The 20,895-nt window shown below is 37.9% G+C and carries 10 protein-coding genes and 6 pseudogenes; 10 read left to right on the forward strand and 6 right to left on the reverse strand.

Going from position 1 to position 20,895, the window contains the following annotated elements:
• The first annotated feature begins 32 nt into the window (after positions 1 to 32).
• The 3 genes from Q5W13_RS06635 to Q5W13_RS06645 are packed head-to-tail and all read left to right on the forward strand — an operon-like array spanning position 33 to position 4,675.
• Positions 33 to 1,325 carry an acetylxylan esterase gene (locus Q5W13_RS06635; protein ID WP_304445787.1) on the forward strand — a complete coding sequence of 431 codons (1,293 nt, stop codon included), beginning with the start codon at positions 33 to 35 and terminating at the stop codon, positions 1,323 to 1,325.
• A 50-nt stretch (positions 1,326 to 1,375) separates the two neighbouring features.
• The gene (locus Q5W13_RS06640; protein ID WP_304445788.1) at positions 1,376 to 3,301 is read left to right on the forward strand and encodes a CocE/NonD family hydrolase; all 1,926 of its coding nucleotides are present in this window, start codon (positions 1,376 to 1,378) and stop codon (positions 3,299 to 3,301) included.
• 54 nt (positions 3,302 to 3,355) lie between these two features.
• The gene (locus tag Q5W13_RS06645; RefSeq protein WP_304445789.1) at positions 3,356 to 4,675 is read left to right on the forward strand and encodes a TlpA family protein disulfide reductase; all 1,320 of its coding nucleotides are present in this window, start codon (positions 3,356 to 3,358) and stop codon (positions 4,673 to 4,675) included.
• A gap of 4 nt (positions 4,676 to 4,679) precedes the next feature.
• On the opposite strand, the pseudogene Q5W13_RS06650 reads toward Q5W13_RS06645, so the two are convergent.
• Both Q5W13_RS06650 and Q5W13_RS06655 read right to left on the reverse strand, forming a co-directional pair.
• A pseudogene (locus Q5W13_RS06650) lies at positions 4,680 to 5,337 on the reverse strand (aspartate kinase).
• A 151-nt stretch (positions 5,338 to 5,488) separates the two neighbouring features.
• Positions 5,489 to 5,848: a YraN family protein gene (locus tag Q5W13_RS06655; RefSeq protein ID WP_304445790.1), complete on the reverse strand. Its 360-nt coding sequence runs from the start codon at positions 5,846 to 5,848 to the stop codon at positions 5,489 to 5,491.
• 195 nt (positions 5,849 to 6,043) lie between these two features.
• On the opposite strand from Q5W13_RS06655, the pseudogene Q5W13_RS06660 reads away from it, so the two are divergent.
• Positions 6,044 to 7,536 (forward strand): annotated as a pseudogene (locus Q5W13_RS06660) (DUF1800 domain-containing protein).
• Between the two features lie 10 nt (positions 7,537 to 7,546).
• A pseudogene (locus tag Q5W13_RS25730) lies at positions 7,547 to 9,257 on the forward strand (DUF1501 domain-containing protein).
• 105 nt (positions 9,258 to 9,362) lie between these two features.
• Here Q5W13_RS25730 and Q5W13_RS06670 read toward each other — a convergent pair.
• On the reverse strand, positions 9,363 to 9,539 hold the full coding sequence (locus Q5W13_RS06670) for a hypothetical protein (protein WP_304445791.1): 177 nt from the start codon (positions 9,537 to 9,539) through the stop codon (positions 9,363 to 9,365).
• A gap of 204 nt (positions 9,540 to 9,743) precedes the next feature.
• Here Q5W13_RS06670 and metG point away from each other — a divergent pair, with 204 nt between their 5' ends.
• From metG to Q5W13_RS06695, 5 genes and pseudogenes are all read left to right on the forward strand, one after another.
• On the forward strand, positions 9,744 to 11,822 hold the full coding sequence (gene metG / locus Q5W13_RS06675) for a methionine--tRNA ligase (RefSeq protein ID WP_304445792.1): 2,079 nt from the start codon (positions 9,744 to 9,746) through the stop codon (positions 11,820 to 11,822).
• Between the two features lie 70 nt (positions 11,823 to 11,892).
• A pseudogene (locus tag Q5W13_RS06680) lies at positions 11,893 to 14,014 on the forward strand (Tex family protein).
• A 195-nt stretch (positions 14,015 to 14,209) separates the two neighbouring features.
• Positions 14,210 to 14,404 carry a hypothetical protein gene (locus Q5W13_RS06685; protein WP_304445793.1) on the forward strand — a complete coding sequence of 65 codons (195 nt, stop codon included), beginning with the start codon at positions 14,210 to 14,212 and terminating at the stop codon, positions 14,402 to 14,404.
• Positions 14,405 to 14,488: 84 nt separating this feature from the next.
• Positions 14,489 to 15,392 (forward strand): annotated as a pseudogene (locus tag Q5W13_RS06690) (histone deacetylase family protein).
• A gap of 177 nt (positions 15,393 to 15,569) precedes the next feature.
• Positions 15,570 to 16,403: a phosphatase PAP2 family protein gene (locus Q5W13_RS06695; RefSeq protein ID WP_304445794.1), complete on the forward strand. Its 834-nt coding sequence runs from the start codon at positions 15,570 to 15,572 to the stop codon at positions 16,401 to 16,403.
• A 12-nt stretch (positions 16,404 to 16,415) separates the two neighbouring features.
• On the opposite strand, the pseudogene Q5W13_RS06700 reads toward Q5W13_RS06695, so the two are convergent.
• The 3 genes and pseudogenes from Q5W13_RS06700 to Q5W13_RS06710 all read right to left on the reverse strand — a co-directional run bounded on the left by Q5W13_RS06700 (position 16,416) and on the right by Q5W13_RS06710 (position 20,453).
• Positions 16,416 to 18,067, reverse strand: a pseudogene (locus Q5W13_RS06700) (solute:sodium symporter family transporter).
• Positions 18,068 to 18,115: 48 nt separating this feature from the next.
• Positions 18,116 to 18,673: a sugar O-acetyltransferase gene (locus Q5W13_RS06705; RefSeq protein WP_304445795.1), complete on the reverse strand. Its 558-nt coding sequence runs from the start codon at positions 18,671 to 18,673 to the stop codon at positions 18,116 to 18,118.
• A gap of 10 nt (positions 18,674 to 18,683) precedes the next feature.
• On the reverse strand, positions 18,684 to 20,453 hold the full coding sequence (locus Q5W13_RS06710; RefSeq protein ID WP_304445796.1) for a glycoside hydrolase family 36 protein: 1,770 nt from the start codon (positions 20,451 to 20,453) through the stop codon (positions 18,684 to 18,686).
• Positions 20,454 to 20,895: the final 442 nt, after the last annotated feature.

Below are 20,895 nucleotides of genomic sequence, written 5' to 3' on the forward strand. Positions count from 1 at the left end.
ATTCTTTTGTTGACCAAACAACCTATATTTCTATGAAACTTAAAATCTGCTTTAGCCTAACGGCCACTCTCCTTTTATGCTTTAATCTTAGCGCTCAACCCAGTAAAGAACTTATAAATGTTATTGTAACGCCCAACCACACAGATTGGACGTACAGTGTTGGCGAACGTGCCGAATTTTCTATTACAGTGTTACGCAACAATGTGCCTCTTGAAAATATTACCATAAACTATACCGTTGAAACCGACCCAGGATATCGCTCCGTGAAAATATGGGATGAAGGAGAACTGACTTTGAAAAACGGTGTAGTAAAAGTTAAATCGAACAAATTTAATGAACCCGGATTTCTTCGCTGTACAGCCAAAGTAACGGTAGATGGTAAAGAATATAGTTCATACGCAACGGCTGGTTTCTCTCCTGAGAAAATAAAGGCCACGACCACGTTACCATCAGACTTTGAAGCTTTTTGGAATAAAGGCAAAGCAGAACTTGCCGCAATACCTATGAATGCAGTACTGACCCTCATGCCCGAACGATGTACGGACAAGGTAAATGTTTATCATGTACGATTAGACAATATAAAAGGTAAAATCTATGGCATACTTTGTACCCCTAAAAAAGAGGGTAAATACCCCGCTATTCTACATGTCTATGGAGCGGGCATTCGCCCATATTATGGAGAAGTAGACGAAGCCGCTCAAGGTTTTGTCACTTTCACTATGGGCATACACGGTATTCCCGTGAATCTTGACCAACAAGTGTATGACGATTTAAAAGCAGGGCCTTTAAGCAGTTATAATACTATTAATTTAGACGATAAAGAAAATACGTATTATCACAGAGTATACTTAGGTTGCATACGTGCGGTAGATTTTCTGGAAAGTGTATCCAGTTTTAATGGGGAAGACATTGCTGTTACCGGAGGAAGCCAAGGTGGAGCACTATCTATTGTAACCGCAGGTATGGATGACCGCATAGATTATCTAGCGGCATTTTACCCAGCGTTGAGTGACCTTACAGGTTTTTTACATGGCCGTGCCGGCGGATGGCCTCAGATTTTCATTAACGATTTTACAAACAAACCCGAAAAAATTGAAGTTTCAAAATACTATGACGTAGCCAATTTTTCACGCTTTGTAAAAGCTGAAGGCTGGTATAGCTGGGGTTACAACGATAATGTTTGCCCGCCAGCATCTACATATTCCGCTTATAATTTAATTCCTGCCAAAAAAGAATTACACGTTTTTCAAGAAACTAGGCATTGGACATTTCCAGAGCAGCAAGAACTTAAAAATAAGTGGCTTTTTTCAAAGTTGAGGAACTAGCTCAAAACCTTGTAAATTCCTATCTTTAAACACACACAAAAAACACTACTATGAAATTCAGGTTTATACTGGTCTTCCTTGTTACTATGGGAGCACTGTCCCTTCAAGCCCAAAATGCAGATTCCCTTTACTTCAGACAACATTATGACTTAAAGGAATACCGTATACCTATGCGAGATGGCGCAGAACTTTTTACAGCCGTTTACACTCCAAAGGACAAGTCTAAAGACTATCCTATTCTGCTAAACCGTACCTGTTATAATGCAAGTAAATATTCAAACTTTAACTACAGCAGCTATCCTTCAAAATATCTGATTGAAGACGGTTATATTTTGGCTTTTCAAGATGTACGCGGAAGGTATATGTCCGATGGTGAGTTTGATAACATGCGCCCCAACATCCCTGGGAATAACCGAAAAAACAAGAAAGATATTGACGAGAGTTCTGACACTTACGACACCATAGATTGGATGGTTAAGAAAATTAAAGGGAATAATGGTCGTGTTGGTATGTACGGCATTTCGTATCCCGGACATTATACTGCTGCTGGTATGTTAGATGCACACCCGGCGCTAAAAGCATCTTCCCCACAAGCACCAATTGCCGATTTTTTCTTTGACGATTTTCATCATCAAGGAGCATACTTAGAAAGTTACACCGCTGCTTTTGCCGTTTTTGGTTATCAGAAAGACAGCCTAACTAGAGACTCATGGTATATGGATAAATTGATGCGCCTCTATGACAACCCCGCTCCAGACGCCTATGATTTTTTCCTGAAACTTGGACCACTAAAGAATATTACCAAAAATTATCATCATGATAACTTTTTCTGGAACCAGATTGTAGACCACCCCAACTATGATGAGTTCTGGCAAAAGAGAAATATTCTCCCTCACTTAAAAGATATTGACCATGCTGTTATGACGGTTGGCGGTTGGTTTGATGCCGAAGATCTTTACGGACCTTTAAATATTTACAAAACAGTTGAAGCTACTAGTCCAAAAGCAAAAAACAGTATTGTTATGGGTCCTTGGGATCATGGCGCATGGGCACATGAGACAGAAAAGACAATACACAACCATATTTATTTTGGAGACAGCATATCATCCTTTTATCTAAAAAACATAGAAAGTAAATTCTTTGCTCACCACTTAAAAGAAGATGGCCCAGACACTTTGCCTGAAGCCTATATGTTTGATACCGGAGCTAAGAAATGGCAAACCTTTGATGCATGGCCTCCTAAAGAAATTGAACCAATAAGTCTTTATTTTGGTGAAAACGGAAAACTAAGCATCAACAAACCAATTGATGAGAAGGCAGTCTTTGAATACACTAGTGACCCACATAAACCAGTGCCATATACTTCACAGATAGAAGGATTGACCTTTACACCACGTAGATATATGTCAGATGATCAAAGACATGCATCAAGACGTCCAGACGTACTTACCTTTGAAACAGATGTTCTTGAAGAAGATAGAGTTTTGGCTGGTGAAATTATGGCGAAACTAAAAGTAGCCATGACAGGAACAGATGGTGATTTTATTGTAAAATTAGTAGATGTTTACCCAGATGACCATGAAAAATACGAGCACAACCCAGACAATATTATAATGGGCGGTTACCAACAACTTGTACGTGCCGAAGTTTTTAGAGGCCGATTTAGAAATAGCTTTGAAAATCCAGAACCTTTCGTCCCCGGTGAGCCAAGCGATGTTAATTTTAGACTGCAAGACATATTACATACGTTCAAAAAAGGCCATCGTATTATGATACAGATTCATAGTACTTGGTTCCCATACATTGACCGTAACCCGCAGAAATATGTGGACAATATTTACAAGGCTAATGAAGAAGATTTTATTAAATCTACGATTCAAGTATTTGGATCTTCATCCGTAGAAGTAGGCGGTACACAAGATTGTTGTGCGCCACTACCGTTTAGCTCAAAAAATGAAAAAGTAATAAAAGACTAGGGTATCGCTCCAAAACTAATACTTTTGTGGTATTATTTTTGGAGCATTTATATTATGAAGAAATATCTTTTTGTATTCACGTTGCTTTTTGCTTTTTGTGCACAAGCCCAACATACCATTTCAGGATCATTTACACCTGCCAAAGATTACAAGTACTTACTTGCCTATAGATTAAAGGCCGGTTCGCAGTCTTTCATTGCAAACACTACCATTAAGGACGGGAAGTTTACACTGCAAATACCTGAAAATGCTAAAACAGGTATGTACCGTTTGGTATATGCCGTTCCTCAAGATGAGTTTTATTTTGATGTTATTTACAATGGCAAAGAGGATGTTCAACTAGCTTTTGATGCTACACAAGGCGTTTCCTTTACCTCATCAAAGGAAAATAAGATCATGTCTTCTTATTTTCAGAGCATAGGTTCTTCTGTAGAACAATTGGTTAATTTTTATATAGAAGGCCAGTCAGACAAAAGGGAATTTAAAGAATGTACTAGCCAATTAAGAACTATCCAAGAAGCTTATGAAGAGCAAGCGAAAGGTTTGATGGTAGAAAACTTCATTCTAGCAAACAGACCTTATATCCCAACGAATTTTGAATCGGTTCAAGAGTACATCGCCCATAAAAAAGAACATTATTTTGACCACTTAAAGGTTGATAACCAAGTTTTACAGGCTTCTGATTTTTTAACCGATAAGTTGAAGAATTACGTTTTTACCGCTTTACCAGCCGAGCAACTATCCTCTACTGAAACGGAAAAGGCAATTCAAGCTAATATTAAGAAGGTAAACACCAAACTAGCCCCGGTAGCAGATGCTTATAAATTTGATGTATTTTACAGCTTATGGAAAATGAGTACTAACGGTGGACTAAACGAAACCACAGATTTCATTTACGATACCTATTTAAAATCTCTTGCCAAAGCATCAAGTGACCCAAACAAAGCTCAAGAATTAGCATCTCAGCATCGTTTACGTATTGGTGCAAAAGCACCAGAACTAGAATGGACAGCTGCTGATGTTCAGAAAAAATTGAGTGCTATGGAAGGTGCAGAGCACTATCTCCTTGTTTTCTGGAGCAGTACGTGTTCTCATTGCCTAAAGGAACTTCCAGAGCTTCATAAAGAATTGAAAAAGTATCCAAATGTAAAGGTCATTGCAGTAGGTCTAGAAGACAATACAGACACATGGGTGCCAGAATCTGCCAAGCTACCTGCTTTTGAACATGCTATTGCTTTAGGAAGATGGGAAAGTAAGTATGCTAGATTATACGATATTCGTTCAACGCCAACTTATTTCCTTTTAGATTCCGATAAGCGTATTATAGCTAAACCAGAAAGCGATAAGGGAGTAATAGAGTTACTAAAAAAGTAACCTCTTAAAGCATTTTCAAATCTTTTATAGTCTTGAAAGCTACATCTACTTGCTTATCATCAACTAGGATGGTAAACTCGTTGGTTGTAGAAATCACCTCGTAAAGAACAATCCCTTCCCAAGCTAAGCGCTGGAATATAAAGTAATAAATTAGGAACGGATACATTTTCTGCAGGAAGTTTCACGGTAATAGAAGATAAGTTCTCAGCCTTTTGCGTACACTTCTCATTTTTGAAAAGATCTTCTACCGTACCATCTAAGCTATTACTTACTACTATGTTCAATTCATTTACGCCACGAGAAGAAGTATAAAAAACATCTTTGTTCTTATTTACTTCCTCCAATAATTGGCTCTGGTTTTCAAGAATGGATTCAGAAACCAAAAACGTAAAATCAGTGAGTGATGAGCGCACCGTAATCTCACCAATATTCTTTAAAACTTTAATAATTTTGTGGGTAGCCCTGAATTCTAAATCATCTGAAAGACGCTTTAAAGCCATTACAATTGCTCCGTTGCGAATGTCTTTTCCTAATTCGTTCTCAATTTCAGGTTTTACAATCCTAGAAAGTGATGTCAAGTTAATAATGCCCTGTGCTAGTGCACTTTGCAAGAAAGGCTTCTTTTTAATGTACTGTTCGACTACGGAAGAAATCGTTTTCATGGGTTCACAAGTATTGGTTGCTGGACAAAAATAACATATTGTTATAAATAAAACAAATTGTGTTGTAATGTTCTTTTACCAAAATTTTCGGACCGTCCATAATCACCGTAAAGACGGGCATTATTCAAGGAAGCACTAGTTTCAAAAAAGACTAAAAATGATAAAAAGCACTTTCTAAATGCTCTATTTTGAAGATTTTAGGGTTCTTTAAAATGGTAATTACATCAAAACGAACATCTACATCTAGGTCATTGTCAGTAATGTAGTAATCTGCAGCGGTAACTAAAAGCTTAATTTTTTTAGATGTTATCGTTTCTGCTATAGGTATAATTTGATCATTACTACGGGCACGGACTTCTACAATAATCAACACATCCTCTTTTTGGGCTATGATATCTATTTCGGCTTTTAAATAACGGTAGTTTTTATCAAGAATTTCATATCCCTTCTCAAGCAAAAAATCGGCTGCCAGCTTCTCCCCTTCTTTCCCAAATTCATTGTGTTTCCCCATATAAATTCATCTAAGTCTTAATAAAACGTGTAATTCATCGAAAAAGCGTGTAAAACGACATCAATAATTGAATTGCAGCCGTAAATCATTTTACAGTATGTCGAAAATACCAGAAAACACATACTATCCAAAATCTTTGTGCGTTAAGAACTAGCCCCAAACACATGAAACTGTTCTTTAAAGCCTACGAAAATTATGGAATATTTTGTTAACTGTAATACGGCGCCTTTGGCACCGTATACTACTCCCTTAGACAGAAACAGGGCGGCTCATCTGTATAGAAGACTTGGATTTAGCGCTTCGGTCCAAACTATTGACCAAGCTGTGGGTTCTACTGCAGAGACCATTGTAAATGCAATAATGTCTCAAGCTGCTAGTGCTCCAACTATACCCAAGCCCGAATGGGCAGATTGGAACAACAGCAATTACCCTGAAGATAGTACCTTAAAAGGTCAATTAAAGCGAAAACAAGAAGACGACTTTAGTTTAGCATACGCTGAAAGTATGCTGAATAACACCCTTCGCGATCGCATGAGCTTTTTCTGGAGCAATCATTTTGTTACAGAACTGGATATATACCAGTGTACTCCATTTCTTACAGTTACGTTAATTGTCTACAGCGCAATTCGCTAGGCAATTTTAAAACATTTACAAGTGAAATTGGGATTACAGATGCCATGTTATATTACCTAGATGGAGTTTATAATAATGGACACAACCCCAACGAAAACTATGCAAGAGAACTTTATGAACTTTTTACCTTAGGTGAGGGTAATAATTATACGGAAGAAGATATTGTAGAAACGGCACGTGCTCTTTCCGGTTATGTTGAGCGTGGCGAATTAGGTTGCGAGCAAGTAACTTTTGACCCTGAAAAGCATGATACGGATAGTAAGACCATTCTAGGCCAAACAGGGAACTGGGGTTATGACGATGTTATCAATATTCTATTTGAACAACGACCAGCGGAAATAGCAGGTTTTATCTGCAAAAAATTATACGAGTTTTTTGTACATCCAGATTCTAACGATAATGCGGGTAACGCACAAGTTATAATTTCTGGCATGGCAGATACGTTCATTGCCAACGATTTTGAAATTGCCCCAGTGCTTTCACAATTATTTAAAAGTCAACATTTCTTTGATGACGAAGCCATTGGCGTGATCATCAAGAGTCCTTATGACTTCTATTTTAATATACTCAAAGAAAGTAGCTTTAGTTATGACGATACCGTTTTGGCCAGTCTGATAAATTACAGCGGACTTCTTAGTCAGCGTATGTTTGACCCATTTGATGTGGCGGGTTGGCAACGAAACCGTTCTTGGATCAATACCAACTTTATGATTGGCCGGTGGTTGACCATAGAAACTATCATGGAAGAATTCTTTAATTCAGATGATGAGCAGTTTAGAGCCTTTGGCCTATCTCTCGTTAGCGTGAATGAAGGTAATGCAAGTAATCCCGATGTAATCGCAAGAGCAATCATTGATTTTATTTTACCCAAAGGTTTACTTAACGATTCAGAATACAATAAGGCATATGTCATTTTTAGAAGTGACGTTCAAGAACAATACTATGAAGGCGGCTCAACCCCAAGTTGGTCTTTGCAAACCTCCATGGAAGGCCCCACCCAAGTATATCTACTCTTACAATATTTAGCCAGACAACCCGAATTTCAACTAAAGTAAACCTACTACTATGTGCGATACTCACCACACAGATCCCCATAAAGGCCTAGAACACGATGGCCACGATCAAGAACATAAATCTTGGAGCAGACGCTCATTTTTACAGGCTTTAGGAATTGCCGGTTCTGGCTCCATGATGCTAGGCAGTAATATGCTTACCGCTTCTGCACCATCACCCTTAACAGCGGCAATAGCCAATTCAGAAACGGATAAAATTTTAATTTTAATTCGACTTTCTGGCGGAAACGATGGACTTAGCACTGTTATTCCTATTGAACAATACGATTCATACGCCAAGGCACGACCTAATATATATATTCCAGAAAGTAAAGTTTTGAAACTTACCGATGAGTTTGGTATACCTTCTTATATGAAGTCCTTGCAACCTATGTGGAGCGAAGGTCAGTTTAAAGCTGTTCATGGTGTAGGATACGAAGGCCAAAGTCTATCGCATTTTACGGGATCCGACGTTTTTGCTAATACCGATTTAACCTCAACGGGTTTCAGCGGGCTCAACACAGGTTGGATGGGAAGGCATTTTGAAGAATGTTACCCAGATTATCTCGTATCTCCCCCACCTGCACCGGCTGCCATTCAAATTGGTCAGTTTGGAAGCTTGGTTTTTCAAGGAGATGAAACTAATTATGCATTTGTAACCTCAAATGTGGAACAACTAGAAGAAATAGCAGAATCTGGTGTACGTTACGGTCTTGAACAAGAATTGTTCAATGATTGTATGTATGGTGACCAATTGCAATTCTTAAGAGGAGTTGCCAATACCACATATGAATATTCAGGAGTAATTCACGAGGCATGGTCACGTGGAGCAAATCAAGTAGAATATCAAGAAAATAGTTTTGCTAAACAATTGGCGCTACTAGCCCGATTAATAAAAGGCAACTTAGAACTAAGGTCTATATGATATCTATGGGTGGTTTTGACACACATGGTAACCAACCTTTGGCTCATGAGCGTTTAATGAGTAACCTTTCTATTGCTATTGATAATTTTTATGAAGATTTAGCATATACGGAACAAGATGACAATGTGCTTAGTATGACGTTTTCCGAGTTCGGGAGGCGTATTTTTGAAAATGGCTCTAACGGTACGGATCATGGTAAAGCTGCTCCTACTCTATTTTTCGGACCTGGTTTGCAGGGCAGTGCTTTTGTAGGCGAACATCCTACACTTGATAATCCTGATGGTAGAGGAAACCTAGAATACACAATGGATTTTAGAGATTTATATGCTACCGTTTTGGCGGAATGGCTTTGTGTACCCATACCTCTAGTAGAACAGCATTTATTAGGACATACGTACGCTCCGGTAAATCTTGGGTTTAACTGTAGTGGTACTGATTTCCCTGACGTTGTTTATAGCGATGGAGAACCAACAATACCTACGTCAGAAAATGGCGGATTGACCGATAAACCTGTAGTACCCAATAGCGAACAACTGAACTCTATAGTTCATAAACCGTTCTACCCAACGGACAACTCACCACATATCTACTTAGAAATGCCAGTAACGGCCCATGTAGATATTCAGCTTTTTAATATTATAGGACAAAAAGTTGGTACAATCAGTAACGCTATAATGTCCGAAGGTGTGAACGAGATCAATATTAAGGAAAACATTATGGTCATTTGGCTGCGGGAAAATATATTTATCGCATTCAAGTGCAGCAGCATAAAATGAGTAAATCTGTAATGGTCGCATAACCTTACTAGATTCACTTCATAAAAAAACCTTCGCCAATGGTAATCCATTAGCGAAGGTTTTTTAGTTGCTTTTCGTCATATCTCAAGAAAAGACTTTGTCTACTATTAACTCCATTTAGACTTATCATTTTTAGTCTTGAACGATAGTTCTTTTGAGACACGAGAACCTTTATTTTTATAAAGTCGGGCTACATCTTCTTTTCCCTGACTATTCATTGCCGCTTCCGCACCTTCTTTAATATCTTCTAAAATTTTAAATTTGTTTGGGTTTCCTGTACTCATGGTTTATGTGTTTAAGTTAATGGTTAAATAAGGGACTCTTATATAAAACTGTACCATTACCAAATTCGTATACATATTCGTTGAACTGCAGGACCTCTACCTATTTAATTAAAAATCATTCTTTTAACTTTCGTTTGTTAGCTAACAAATCCTCTTGTGTAATGCAGTGCAAAATCAGTACTTTTGCACCCTAATTCGAAATCAATGGCCGAGAAGCTAAAACACCCAGAGAGATATACCATTACAGCCGCGTTGCCTTACACCAATGGCCCAATACACATTGGTCATTTGGCCGGTGTTTATGTGCCCGCAGATATTTACGCACGTTACTTACGCTTAACTGGCAATGATGTTGCTTTTGTATGCGGAAGCGATGAGCATGGTGTAGCTATCTCAATGAAAGCTAAAAAAGAGGGTATTACTCCTCAAGAGGTTATTGATAAATACGACGGAATCATTCGTAAATCGTTCAAGGATTTCGGCATCACTTTTAACAATTACTCTAGAACATCTAGGGAAATTCATCACAAAACAGCTTCTGATTTTTTTGTGAAGCTTTATGAGCAAGGCGATTTTATTGAAGAAACTACGGCACAATTGTATGATGACGAAGCGAAACAATTTTTGGCCGACCGTTTTGTAGTTGGTACTTGCCCAAAATGCGGATATGAAGAAGCATATGGAGATCAATGTGAAAATTGTGGTTCAACCTTAAACGCAACGGACCTCATCAATCCAAAATCTACAATTACCGGTACGGTTCCAACTACCAAAGAAACCAAGCATTGGTTCTTACCTTTGGACCGTTATGAAGATTTTCTAAAGGAATGGATATTAGAAGGTCATAAATCTGATTGGAAACCCAACGTTTACGGTCAATGTAAAAGTTGGATTGACGATGGATTAAAACCACGTGCTGTAACAAGAGATTTAGATTGGGGTATTCCTGTTCCTGTAGAAGGTGGTGAAGGAAAGGTGCTATATGTTTGGTTTGATGCGCCTATCGGATATATTTCGTCTACAAAAGAATGGGCAGCCCGTGAAGGAAAAGACTGGGAGCCTTACTGGAAAGATGAAAACACCAAGCTAGTACACTTTATAGGAAAGGATAATATTGTTTTTCACTGTATTATCTTTCCGGCTATTTTAAAAGCACATGGTGACTATATTCTACCTGAAAACGTCCCTGCCAATGAGTTCTTGAACCTAGAGGGCAATAAACTTTCTACTTCAAAGAACTGGGCGGTGTGGTTGCACGAATATTTAGAGGAATTCCCGGATATGCAAGATGTACTTAGGTATACCTTAACTGCGAATGCTCCTGAAACCAAGGATAACGATTTTACTTGGAAAGATTTTCAAGCTAGAAACAATAACGAACTGGTTGCTATACTCGGAAACTTTATAAACCGCGTAGTGGTCTTAACCAATAAGTACTATGATGGTATTGTTCCTACGCCTTCTGAATTCTCTCAGGTAGATAAGGAGACTTTAGAGTCACTTCAAAAATTCCCGGAAACCATTTCTAGCTCTATAGAGCGGTATCGTTTTAGGGAAGCAGGTCAAGAACTTATGAGCTTAGCACGTCTGGGTAATAAGTATTTGGCAGATGAAGAACCGTGGAAAGTAGTTAAACAAGATGAAGAACGTGTTAAGACAATTATGTTTGTTGCCCTTCAGATTGCAACAGCGTTATCTGTATTAAGCGAACCATTTTTACCGTTTACTGCTGAAAAACTAAAAAATATATTAGCTATTGGCTCTGGTGAAGTTGATACCTCATGGGCAGAAGTTTCTATCAAAGAAACATTGCTTCCTGCTAATCATAAAATTAACAAGGGCGAGCTACTCTTTAGAAAAATAGAAGACAGCGAAATACAAGCTCAGTTAGACAAACTTGAAGCCACAAAAAAGGCAAACGAAAACGAGAACAAAGAACTTATGCCACAGAAAGATACTATCAATTTTGATGATTTCACAAAACTAGACATGCGAGTAGGCACCATTTTGGAAGCCGAAAAAATGCCTAAGACCAAGAAATTACTAGTATTAAAAGTTGATACTGGCTTGGACACACGTACTATTGTATCTGGTATTGCAGAGAGTTTCACCCCTGAAGAAGTGATTGGCAAAAAAGTTACCGTTCTTATCAACCTTGCTCCAAGAGCATTGCGTGGTGTAGAAAGTGAAGGCATGATTTTAATGACTGAAAACGCAGACGGAAAACTGGTTTTTGTAAACCCAGATGAAGACAGTGTTGGCAATGGGGAAGGGATAAGCTAAATTCCTTAAAGGCTTGCCTAAGATTTTCTCAATTGTCTCAACTATTTTCAACGGTCGTTAATAAAGTCATATGCAACTCATTTCCTTCATCACAAAAAATACTCAACTCCCTCAAAAGAGTATTGAGAATACAGTAGAACTTCTTAACCAAGATTGTACCGTACCTTTTATTTCGCGTTATAGAAAGGAAATAACGGGCAATTTAGACGAGGTTCAGATTGGAGCCATTGTACAATTTAAAACGCAGTTTGAAGCACTTGAAAAACGAAAAATTGCAGTTTTAAAAGCTATAGAAGAGCAAGACGGATTAACTGCTGAGCTTCGGCTTAAAATTGAACAGACTGACGACCTTGTTACGCTTGAAGATTTATATCTACCATTCAAGAAAAAACGAAAGACCAAGGCCGAAACCGCTCGTAAAAATGGATTAGAGCCTCTAGCTAAAATGATTATGGCTCAAAACCATAATGATATTGAAGCGGCTGCCAACCAATATACCAATGGTGAAGTTGCCAATACGGATGAAGCTTTAGAAGGTGCAAGACATATTATTGCAGAATGGATTAACGAGCGTATATCTATAAGAAACCAAGTACGAAACCAATTAGAGCGAAGCGCTTTAAACAAAAGTTATCGCAACCAAGAAGGCAGATGAGAAAGCGCAAAAATTTCGTGATTATTTTGATTGGAGCGAAGCGTTAAAAAGATGTCCTTCTCACCGTCTTTTGGCCATTTTACGTGCCGAAAACGAAGGTTTTATCCGCGTAAAAATAGAGATTGATGCTGATGAGATGCTTCGGCGTATTGAAGACCGAGTTATAAAATCCAACAATTCCTGTACGCCTCATATTGAATTGGCTATAGCGGATGCATACAAGCGTTTACTTTATCCTTCATTATCGAATGAAATCCTCAAAAACGCAAAAGAAAAAGCAGATGATGATGCCATTATGGTATTTTCTAAAAACTTGAAACAACTCCTATTGGGAGCTCCTTTAGGTGAAAAGCGGATTTTAGCAATAGACCCTGGCTTCCGGTCAGGCTGTAAAGTAGTTTGCTTGAGCGCACAAGGAGATTTAGAACACAATGAAAACATTTATCCGCATGCCCCGCAGAACAAGGATACCGAAGCCATAAAAAAAATAAGTTCGCTTTGTGACGCGTATAAAATAGAAGCTATTGCCATTGGTAATGGAACGGCATCCCGTGAAACCGAACAATTGGTAAAACGTATTCATTTTAAAAATCCTATTGAAGTTTTTGTAGTAAGTGAGGCGGGAGCATCCATTTATTCCGCTTCAAAAATAGCTCGTGATGAATTCCCCAATTACGATGTAACCGTACGAGGTTCTGTTTCTATAGGAAGACGATTAGCAGATCCATTGGCAGAGCTCGTAAAAATAGATGCTAAATCTATTGGTGTTGGGCAATATCAACACGATGTTGACCAAAGTAAGCTTCAGACTTCGCTAGATAGTGTCGTAGAGAGTTGTGTGAATTCCGTTGGAGTGAACATAAATACCGCTAGTGTTCCCTTATTGAGTTATGTATCGGGAATTGGCCCGAAATTGGCAGAAAATATTGTTGCCTACCGAAATGAAAATGGAGCTTTTACAAGCAGAACGGAAATTAAAAAAGTAGCCCGTCTTGGTGGTAAAGCGTTTGAACAAGGAGCAGCTTTTCTTCGGATAAAAGATGCTAAGAATCCATTGGATGATTCTGCCGTACACCCAGAAAGCTATTCCATAGTTCAGAAAATAGCCAAGGACAAAGGAATTCCGCTCACAGAATTAATAGGAAACAGTAGTGCTTTAAAAAGCGTAAAACTAGAGTCCTATTGTACTGAAACCATAGGCTTACCCACTCTAAAGGATATTGTAGAGGAACTTGAAAAGTAAGGTCTTGACCGTCGTGAGAAAGCCAAAGTTTTCGCTTTCAATCAAAATATCAAATCTATTACAGATTTAGAAGAAGGTCAACTATTGCCGGGTATTGTGAACAACATTACCAACTTTGGATGTTTTGTAGATATAGGCATTAAAGAAAGTGGTCTTATTCATGTGTCCAATTTATCAGATACATTCGTGAAAGACGTGAACGAGCATGTACATCTTAATCAACAAATCACTGTAAAGGTTCTGTCCATTGATATTCCAAGAAAACGAATTCAGTTGGCCTTGCATAAAAAATAGGTTATAAATTTTTCCAATATCTCTTCTATTAAAGGATAGACGAGGTTCTACATCAGAATAAAGTACTCAAAACCAACACGCTAAAACTACCCTGCATTAAAATCTCATTGAAGCTAAACATCAATTTTAACTTTTAAAGCTTATTTAGATTTATTTAAAATAACTACATTTGTTCTCTATCTAGAACTAAGACCCGTGTCAAAAAAGAAGAAATCGTCCAAAAAGAAGGATAAAAAAGGAGCAAAATCCGAACTTCTACAACGTAAAGTTGAAAATGCACTTGCAGATAACGCGAAGCTGAAAAGTAAGTGTTGTAAAAAGTATAAAAAGAATGAAAGTAAAAGGTGTGGGCGCTGTCCTTGTTTTGACCTTTTAAAGAAAGTAGCCTAGGCAATTTCTCTCTTCAAAAACTTACCCGTCTGCTTTTACAATTTCTTGATTTCAAAAAGGAAATAGACCTCCTATATTTGCAGTATGCTCAAGATTGCGTATCACCCTATTTACAAACATTCCTTACCCGAAGGGCATCGATTTCCAATGCTTAAGTACGAGTTGTTACCCAAACAGCTTTTACATGAAGGCACGTGTACGCTTGAAAACTTCTTTGAGCCAGAAATACCAAACGATAAATACATTGTTGCTGTTCACGACCCAGAATACTTCTATGATCTTTTAAATATAAAAATTCCATCTCGTGAAGCCAGAAAAATAGGGTTTCCACTGACCGAAGATTTAGTTGAGCGCGAACGGATGATAGCAGATGGCACAATGAAAGGTTGCCTATATGCTTTAGAAAACGGTATAGCCATGAATATTGCCGGTGGAACGCACCACGCCTACTCTGATCATGGTGAAGCTTTTTGTATGTTGAACGACTAAGGCTATTGGAGCAAGATATTTACAGGCAAAAAGCTTGGCTAAAAAAATACTTATTGTTGATTTAGATGTGCACCAAGGAAACGGTACTGCAGAAATTTTTCAGAACGATGCTTCCGTATTTACATTTTCCATGCACGGGGCCAGTAACTATCCATTTAAGAAAGAACAATCGGATTTAGACATTGCCCTTCCCAAAGATACTGGTGATAGGGACTATTTGTCCTTATTAAAAGAAACCTTACCTAAACTGATTTCCAAAGAAAAACCAGATTTCATCTTTTACCTTTGCGGTGTAGACGTTATTGCTTCGGACAAACTTGGAACTTTAGGGCTTAGTATTAAAGGTTGCAAAGAAAGGGATGCGTTTGTATTGGAAACTTGCAACCGGCTTCAAATACCTGTTCAATGTAGTATGGGCGGCGGCTACTCTCCGGATATAAAAACTATTGTTGACGCCCATGCCAATACCTTTCGTCTTGCCCAAGAAATCTATTTCTAACGTATACCTCTTCTCTTTCATCAACCACATTATTGATATTTCTATTCATTTATTTCGTATTTTATCAGAAGATTCTGGCTCTACTAACACAAATACAGCCAATCTAACCGATAGCGTCTATTTTTTTCGGCTTTAAACATTGAAGGTTTTCAGAATACATCTAGTTTTGCATTTATTATGAAAAAGACCATAGCCTTACTCTTTATTTTCTTTACAATTGGGACATACGCTCAAGATTCTATTGTAGCACCTACTGAAAAAAGGTGGGATATGTTTAAATACGACTTTGTAAATATGTTTAAAGGTGTAGGATATTCCTATGCTAGACCAGTTCATTGGAAGGGCCAACAGTGGGCACAATTAGGCGGTGTGGTAGCTGGTACGGGAGCAATTTATCTTTTTGATGAAGAAAGCTCTGAGTTTATACAAAGACAAAAAGAAAGTGTACCACATGTTATTCGTGAATATGGCGAACTTTATGGTAGCCCAGAAAATAATTATTTAGCAACATCAGGAGTTTACTTGGCGGGACTAATCACCAAGAATGAAAAACTTCGCCGTACGGGTGTTCTTCTAATTGCATCTGCAACTTCTTCAGGTTTTTTACAGCAAGTTTTAAAATCTGTTGTAGGTCGTGCAAGGCCCGTTGCGGAAAAAGGGAAAGATACTTTTGACCCGTTCAATTCAAACCGAAACTATCATTCTTTTCCATCAGGGCACGCATTATTGGCATTTACCAACGCCTATGCTATTGGTAAGCAATTTAAAAGCCCGTGGATAAAAGCAGGTGTTTACACTTTGGGAGCTATCCCCGGAATTTCCCGTATTTGGGACGGTCAGCATTATTTAAGTGACTTTGTTTTTGCGGTTGCAATTAGCGTAGCTACCGTAGAATCTATTGACAGATACCTTGATAAAAAATACGACGAAAAATACAACGACCAAGCTAAAAAGACGAGTTGGAACCTCAACTTTGGCCCCGGAACATTGGGTGTTGTTGTTCAGTTTTAAATTCTTCCCAGTTTAGAATATCAAATACGTGCTCAATACCAAAGCTGTGATAGCTGCCCCTGCTATAAAAGCATATTTCCATGGCTCAACACTAACAGCATCCGTAGTCATAGGTTCGTAATCCGTATCCCTTGGGTAGAGTTTTCCGATTACCAACATGATGATAATGTTCAGAACGAATAAAATAGCCATTACATGTAAAAAGTGTGGATAAGCTTCTGCCTGTATCACACTCAAGGCCTTTGTTTCAGTTATACCATTCTGAGCAGCCTCAGCAAGTGCATTATCTACAAAATAGGGCTTGATAATAAACTGACTTATAGAATACAGAACAACCCCTGAAATCACCCCAATTTTAGCGGCTATTGCCGGTACGCGTTTGGTAAAGAAACCAATAACGATTACGGTTAGAATTGGAATACTATAACAACCATTTGCTTCTTGTAACCAAGCAAAAAGTCCTTGTGGAGCATTCGCAATCAACGGTGCCACGCACATTCCTAAAATGCCAAGTACAAGACCGAACACCTTACCCGCCTTTACTGTTTCTATTTCAGTAGCGGTCTTTTTAAAATATTGTCTATAAAGATCAAATCCGAATAAAGTAGCACTACTATTTAATAAACTATTGAACGAACTTAGAATGGCACCAAAAAGTACCGCAGCAAAAAGACCTGTAAATGCTGCAGGAAGCACTGTGGCAACCAATTTAGGGTAGGCTTGATCAGGATTGTCTAGTTTACCTTCAAAAATATGCCAAGCAATAATACCTTTAGTAGCACTACGATTATTGGTATCAAAAACTTCACTAAAGCGGCTAGTATTACTCCTTTTTGCCCCTCCTTTAAATTTTTAGCTCCAAAAACACGCTGTAAAATAACTTGGTTCGTTCCCCAATAGAACATCTGCACAAGCATCATTCCTGTAAAAATAGTTCCAAAAGGAATAGAAGCATCTACATCTCCTTTTACGTTGAATTTCTCAGGATGAGTTTCCCATAAAATAGATATTCCATCGCCAATACTACCGTCTCCAATGGCCAGCAACCCAAAAACAGGAATAAGAAGACCACCGATCAAAAGTCCTATTGAGTTGATAAGGTCAGAAACAGCAACAGCCTTCAATCCGCCAAAAATTGCATATATAATACCAATAGTACCTATACTCCAAACACAGAGCCACAGCGTGGCCGTATCAGACAGTCCAAGAAGACTAGGTAGATCAAACATTGTACTAAAAGCCAAGGAACCCGAATACAGTACCGAAGGAATCACCACAATAACATAACCTGACAAGAATAAAGCCGTAAGAATGGCTTTTGTACCATGATCGAATCTATCTTCCACAAATTGCGGAATTGTTGTTATACCACCTCTCATGTATCTAGGAAGCAAGAATACAGCAGTTATAATCATCGCAATAGCCGCCAATGTCTCCCAAGCCATTACCAGAACACCTTCGGTAAATGCTTGTCCGTTCAGCCCCACAATCTGTTCTGCAGAAAGATTGGTCAAAAGTAGCGAACCAGCAATTGTGATTGCTCCTAGACTTCTACCGGCAAGAAAATAGCCATCAGCAGAATTTTCATTGGTACTTCTTGTAGCATACCAAGCGATGACGGCTACTAGGAGTGTAAAACCTACAAAAGAAACTATTGAGAGCATATTTTTGGTGTTTTAAGTTGGTGTTGAGCAATAAATATAACTTAACTATCAGTTATCAATTTTCTTTAATACGCGGCACGGATTGCCTACAGCTACTACATTTTCAGGAATATCTTTAACGACTACACTACCTGAACCAATGACACTGTTATCACCTATGGTAACACCCGGATTTACAATTACACCTCCACCAATCCAAACATTGTCACCAATACGAATTGGTTTTGCATATTCAATTCCTGAATTTCGGGCTTCAAATTCCAAAGGGTGGGTAGCCGTAAGCAATCTTACTCCTGGCGCTATCATCACATTTTTACCTATGTAAACCGGCGCGGCATCCAAAATAATACAATCAAAGTTAGCATATGAGTTTTCTCCCCAATAAATATTGAAGCCATAATCGCATGTAAAACGATTTTCGATGTAAAAACTCTTACCAGTTTCGGCAAAAAGCTCTTTAAAAAAATGCTTGCGCTGCCGTTCCTTATCCATAGGTATGGCCTCAATTTCACGCATCAACCTTCTTGCGTTTAACCTTCCCTTAACCAATTCTTTATCATTGGGATTATAGGGTTCCCCGCTAATCATTTTTTCTTTTTCGGTCATTTGAAGTCTACTATATTTTCTCGGCTCTTATAATTCCACAAGCAGGAACCTCTATTTCGAGTACACCTTTCGAAAATACTACATTATCCTCCCTTATCAAACTTCCTTGGCAATCATAGATTTTACAGCGGTAAGCTCCTAAATCTTTAGTGTTTCGGATGATAACTTGATTTGCAATTTGACCATTTAAGATATCTATAAGTTTATGCGCTTCATTAAGCTCAGTAACCCAAGCATCATAAACACCAATAATTACCTGCCCATTCTTAGATACCCTTTCTGTGGGATAGTTGGCAAGAGGTTTAGAAGGAAGGAAATCACCGTTCATAAGAACATCAGCATTTTCATTCCAGTACTTGGTATAAAATCCGATCATATTCAAATATTCCTTAGGTGTATCACTTAACATTACCGAAAGTTGAGGGACACCAAAAAGCGTATTGATGACTTGAAGTGCCGCAATTTCTAACGGTTCATCTGCATTCCAAGTAACCATATCCGAATGTACAGCTGTATTACCCGCAAGCATACGTATATCTGCAATTCGCAATCGGTTCATGGTAGCATCTCCCGGGCAATCAAAAGCCCGGAACATGTTTCCATATTTACGCATTGCCGGCCCAGTATATTTCTGTCTGAACTCGATAAAGATTTCGGGGTTAATTTCTGTTAAAGCGTTTTTTACGTCTGTCAACAAACGGTCAACAGCTCCATTTATAGAAGCGTAATCCGCATCTGACCCTAGCTTAGTAGGTGTGTCTTTGTACAATCTAAAGTCGTCTATAAAATCTAATTTAAAACCGTCTAGATTCCAGTCTTTAGCTGCATTTGTATAAATATCGATAAGGTATTGCCTTACATCAGGATACCGTGGGTCAAAAACAGGAGCCCATCTATGGTCTTCTGTTAAGTACTTCCCTTTAAAACGTTTAAAGGCTTTTGATTTTTCGCCACAGAACGGAACTGAATACCAAAGGGCCACTTTCATACCCGTTTCGTGAACACTTTTTACAAATTCTGCCATTTCAGGAATACGATCCGGCTGCCAATCGCCCGTAAAATCGTAACCTCTATTTGTGTCAAATGTTTGCCAACCGTCATCAATGATGATAGCTTCGTAACCTAAATTTTTGGCCAATCTACATTCTTTTAAAAGTAATGGAACATCTAGATTTTGATGAAACTGGTACCAAGTAGAGTACAACGGTTTTTTGGCAATAGCAGGAACATATGCCGGCTTCAACTGTTCAAAAGTTTCCCACCAAGAAGATACTGCTCTAAGGCTATCTGAAAAATGCTTGTTTTGGTTATCCAATCGCAATTGGACTTTAAAGTTTTTTAATGGATAATGCTGTTCAGTAAAAAAAGTAATGTGACAATAAAAACAATTGTCTTCTTCACGCAAACGCGCATTCATTTCCAATTTATTGATAGCATTGGAACAAGCAAAGGTTAAAACATTCTCATCACTATTTCCAAAAAGAGAAATTACCGGAGAATCTATAGAAATTCTAGATTCCATATTATCTAGTTCCCAGTCTGCCTGAATACGTTTATTGAAATCCGTGGTAGGTTTCCAAATACCCTTTACATTAATCGCAGGAACCTTCCATTGCAGTGTAATTGGTTTAGGAACCATTTGTTCATCACTGCTAACTTCAAAATCATAGACCAGAGTACCTGCATGGTCATATACTTTCTTAAGGGATGTTACTAAACTCTGTTCCGTTCCTATTATAGTGATTTCGGGATTTGCTGTAATGGTCTTCTTTACAATCATCTTTTTTATATTGTCCAGTAATTAATTAGCAATTGATGGTTTTCTGACTTTTCTCTTTTAGCAAAAAAAATTATATCTATCATATATAAATAGTAGGAAAAAAAATATTTACCATTCAATATACTATGATATTCTATGCTACTATTCAAATATACATTGTATTGTAAAGCCTTCAAAGAAAACTTACTCTAATCCTCATTAAAATTGTTGATTTATAACGAAAATCGCAATTAAAGCAAGTAAAAATATCTCTATTATTTTAAATTATAGCAAGAGTATCTTGTTACAGAAAGCTTTATTCCATAAAAATCTCTGAAATATAAATATAATCTAAATAAAATATAAGAAACATCCCTCAATCAATGTAAGCTAATGACTTGTGTTGATTAAAGGTGTATTGAAATACTAGAAAGTAATAAAATAAGAATATTAAACCTGTGTC

It is taken from the genome of Zobellia laminariae (genome assembly GCF_030553095.1).
Taxonomy (GTDB): domain Bacteria; phylum Bacteroidota; class Bacteroidia; order Flavobacteriales; family Flavobacteriaceae; genus Zobellia; species Zobellia laminariae.

Bases quoted from the DNA above. Each gene is read 5' to 3' on its own strand.
- Q5W13_RS06635 (WP_304445787.1), top strand. From the start codon at position 33: ATGAAACTTAAAATCTGCTTTAGCCTAACGGCCACTCTCCTTTTATGC.
- Q5W13_RS06640 (WP_304445788.1), top strand. From the start codon at position 1,376: ATGAAATTCAGGTTTATACTGGTCTTCCTTGTTACTATGGGAGCACTG.
- Q5W13_RS06645 (WP_304445789.1), top strand. From the start codon at position 3,356: ATGAAGAAATATCTTTTTGTATTCACGTTGCTTTTTGCTTTTTGTGCA.
- Q5W13_RS06655 (WP_304445790.1), bottom strand. From the start codon at position 5,848: ATGGGGAAACACAATGAATTTGGGAAAGAAGGGGAGAAGCTGGCAGCC.
- Q5W13_RS06670 (WP_304445791.1), bottom strand. From the start codon at position 9,539: ATGAGTACAGGAAACCCAAACAAATTTAAAATTTTAGAAGATATTAAA.
- metG (WP_304445792.1), top strand. From the start codon at position 9,744: ATGGCCGAGAAGCTAAAACACCCAGAGAGATATACCATTACAGCCGCG.
- Q5W13_RS06695 (WP_304445794.1), top strand. From the start codon at position 15,570: ATGAAAAAGACCATAGCCTTACTCTTTATTTTCTTTACAATTGGGACA.
- Q5W13_RS06705 (WP_304445795.1), bottom strand. From the start codon at position 18,673: ATGACCGAAAAAGAAAAAATGATTAGCGGGGAACCCTATAATCCCAAT.
- Q5W13_RS06710 (WP_304445796.1), bottom strand. From the start codon at position 20,453: ATGATTGTAAAGAAGACCATTACAGCAAATCCCGAAATCACTATAATA.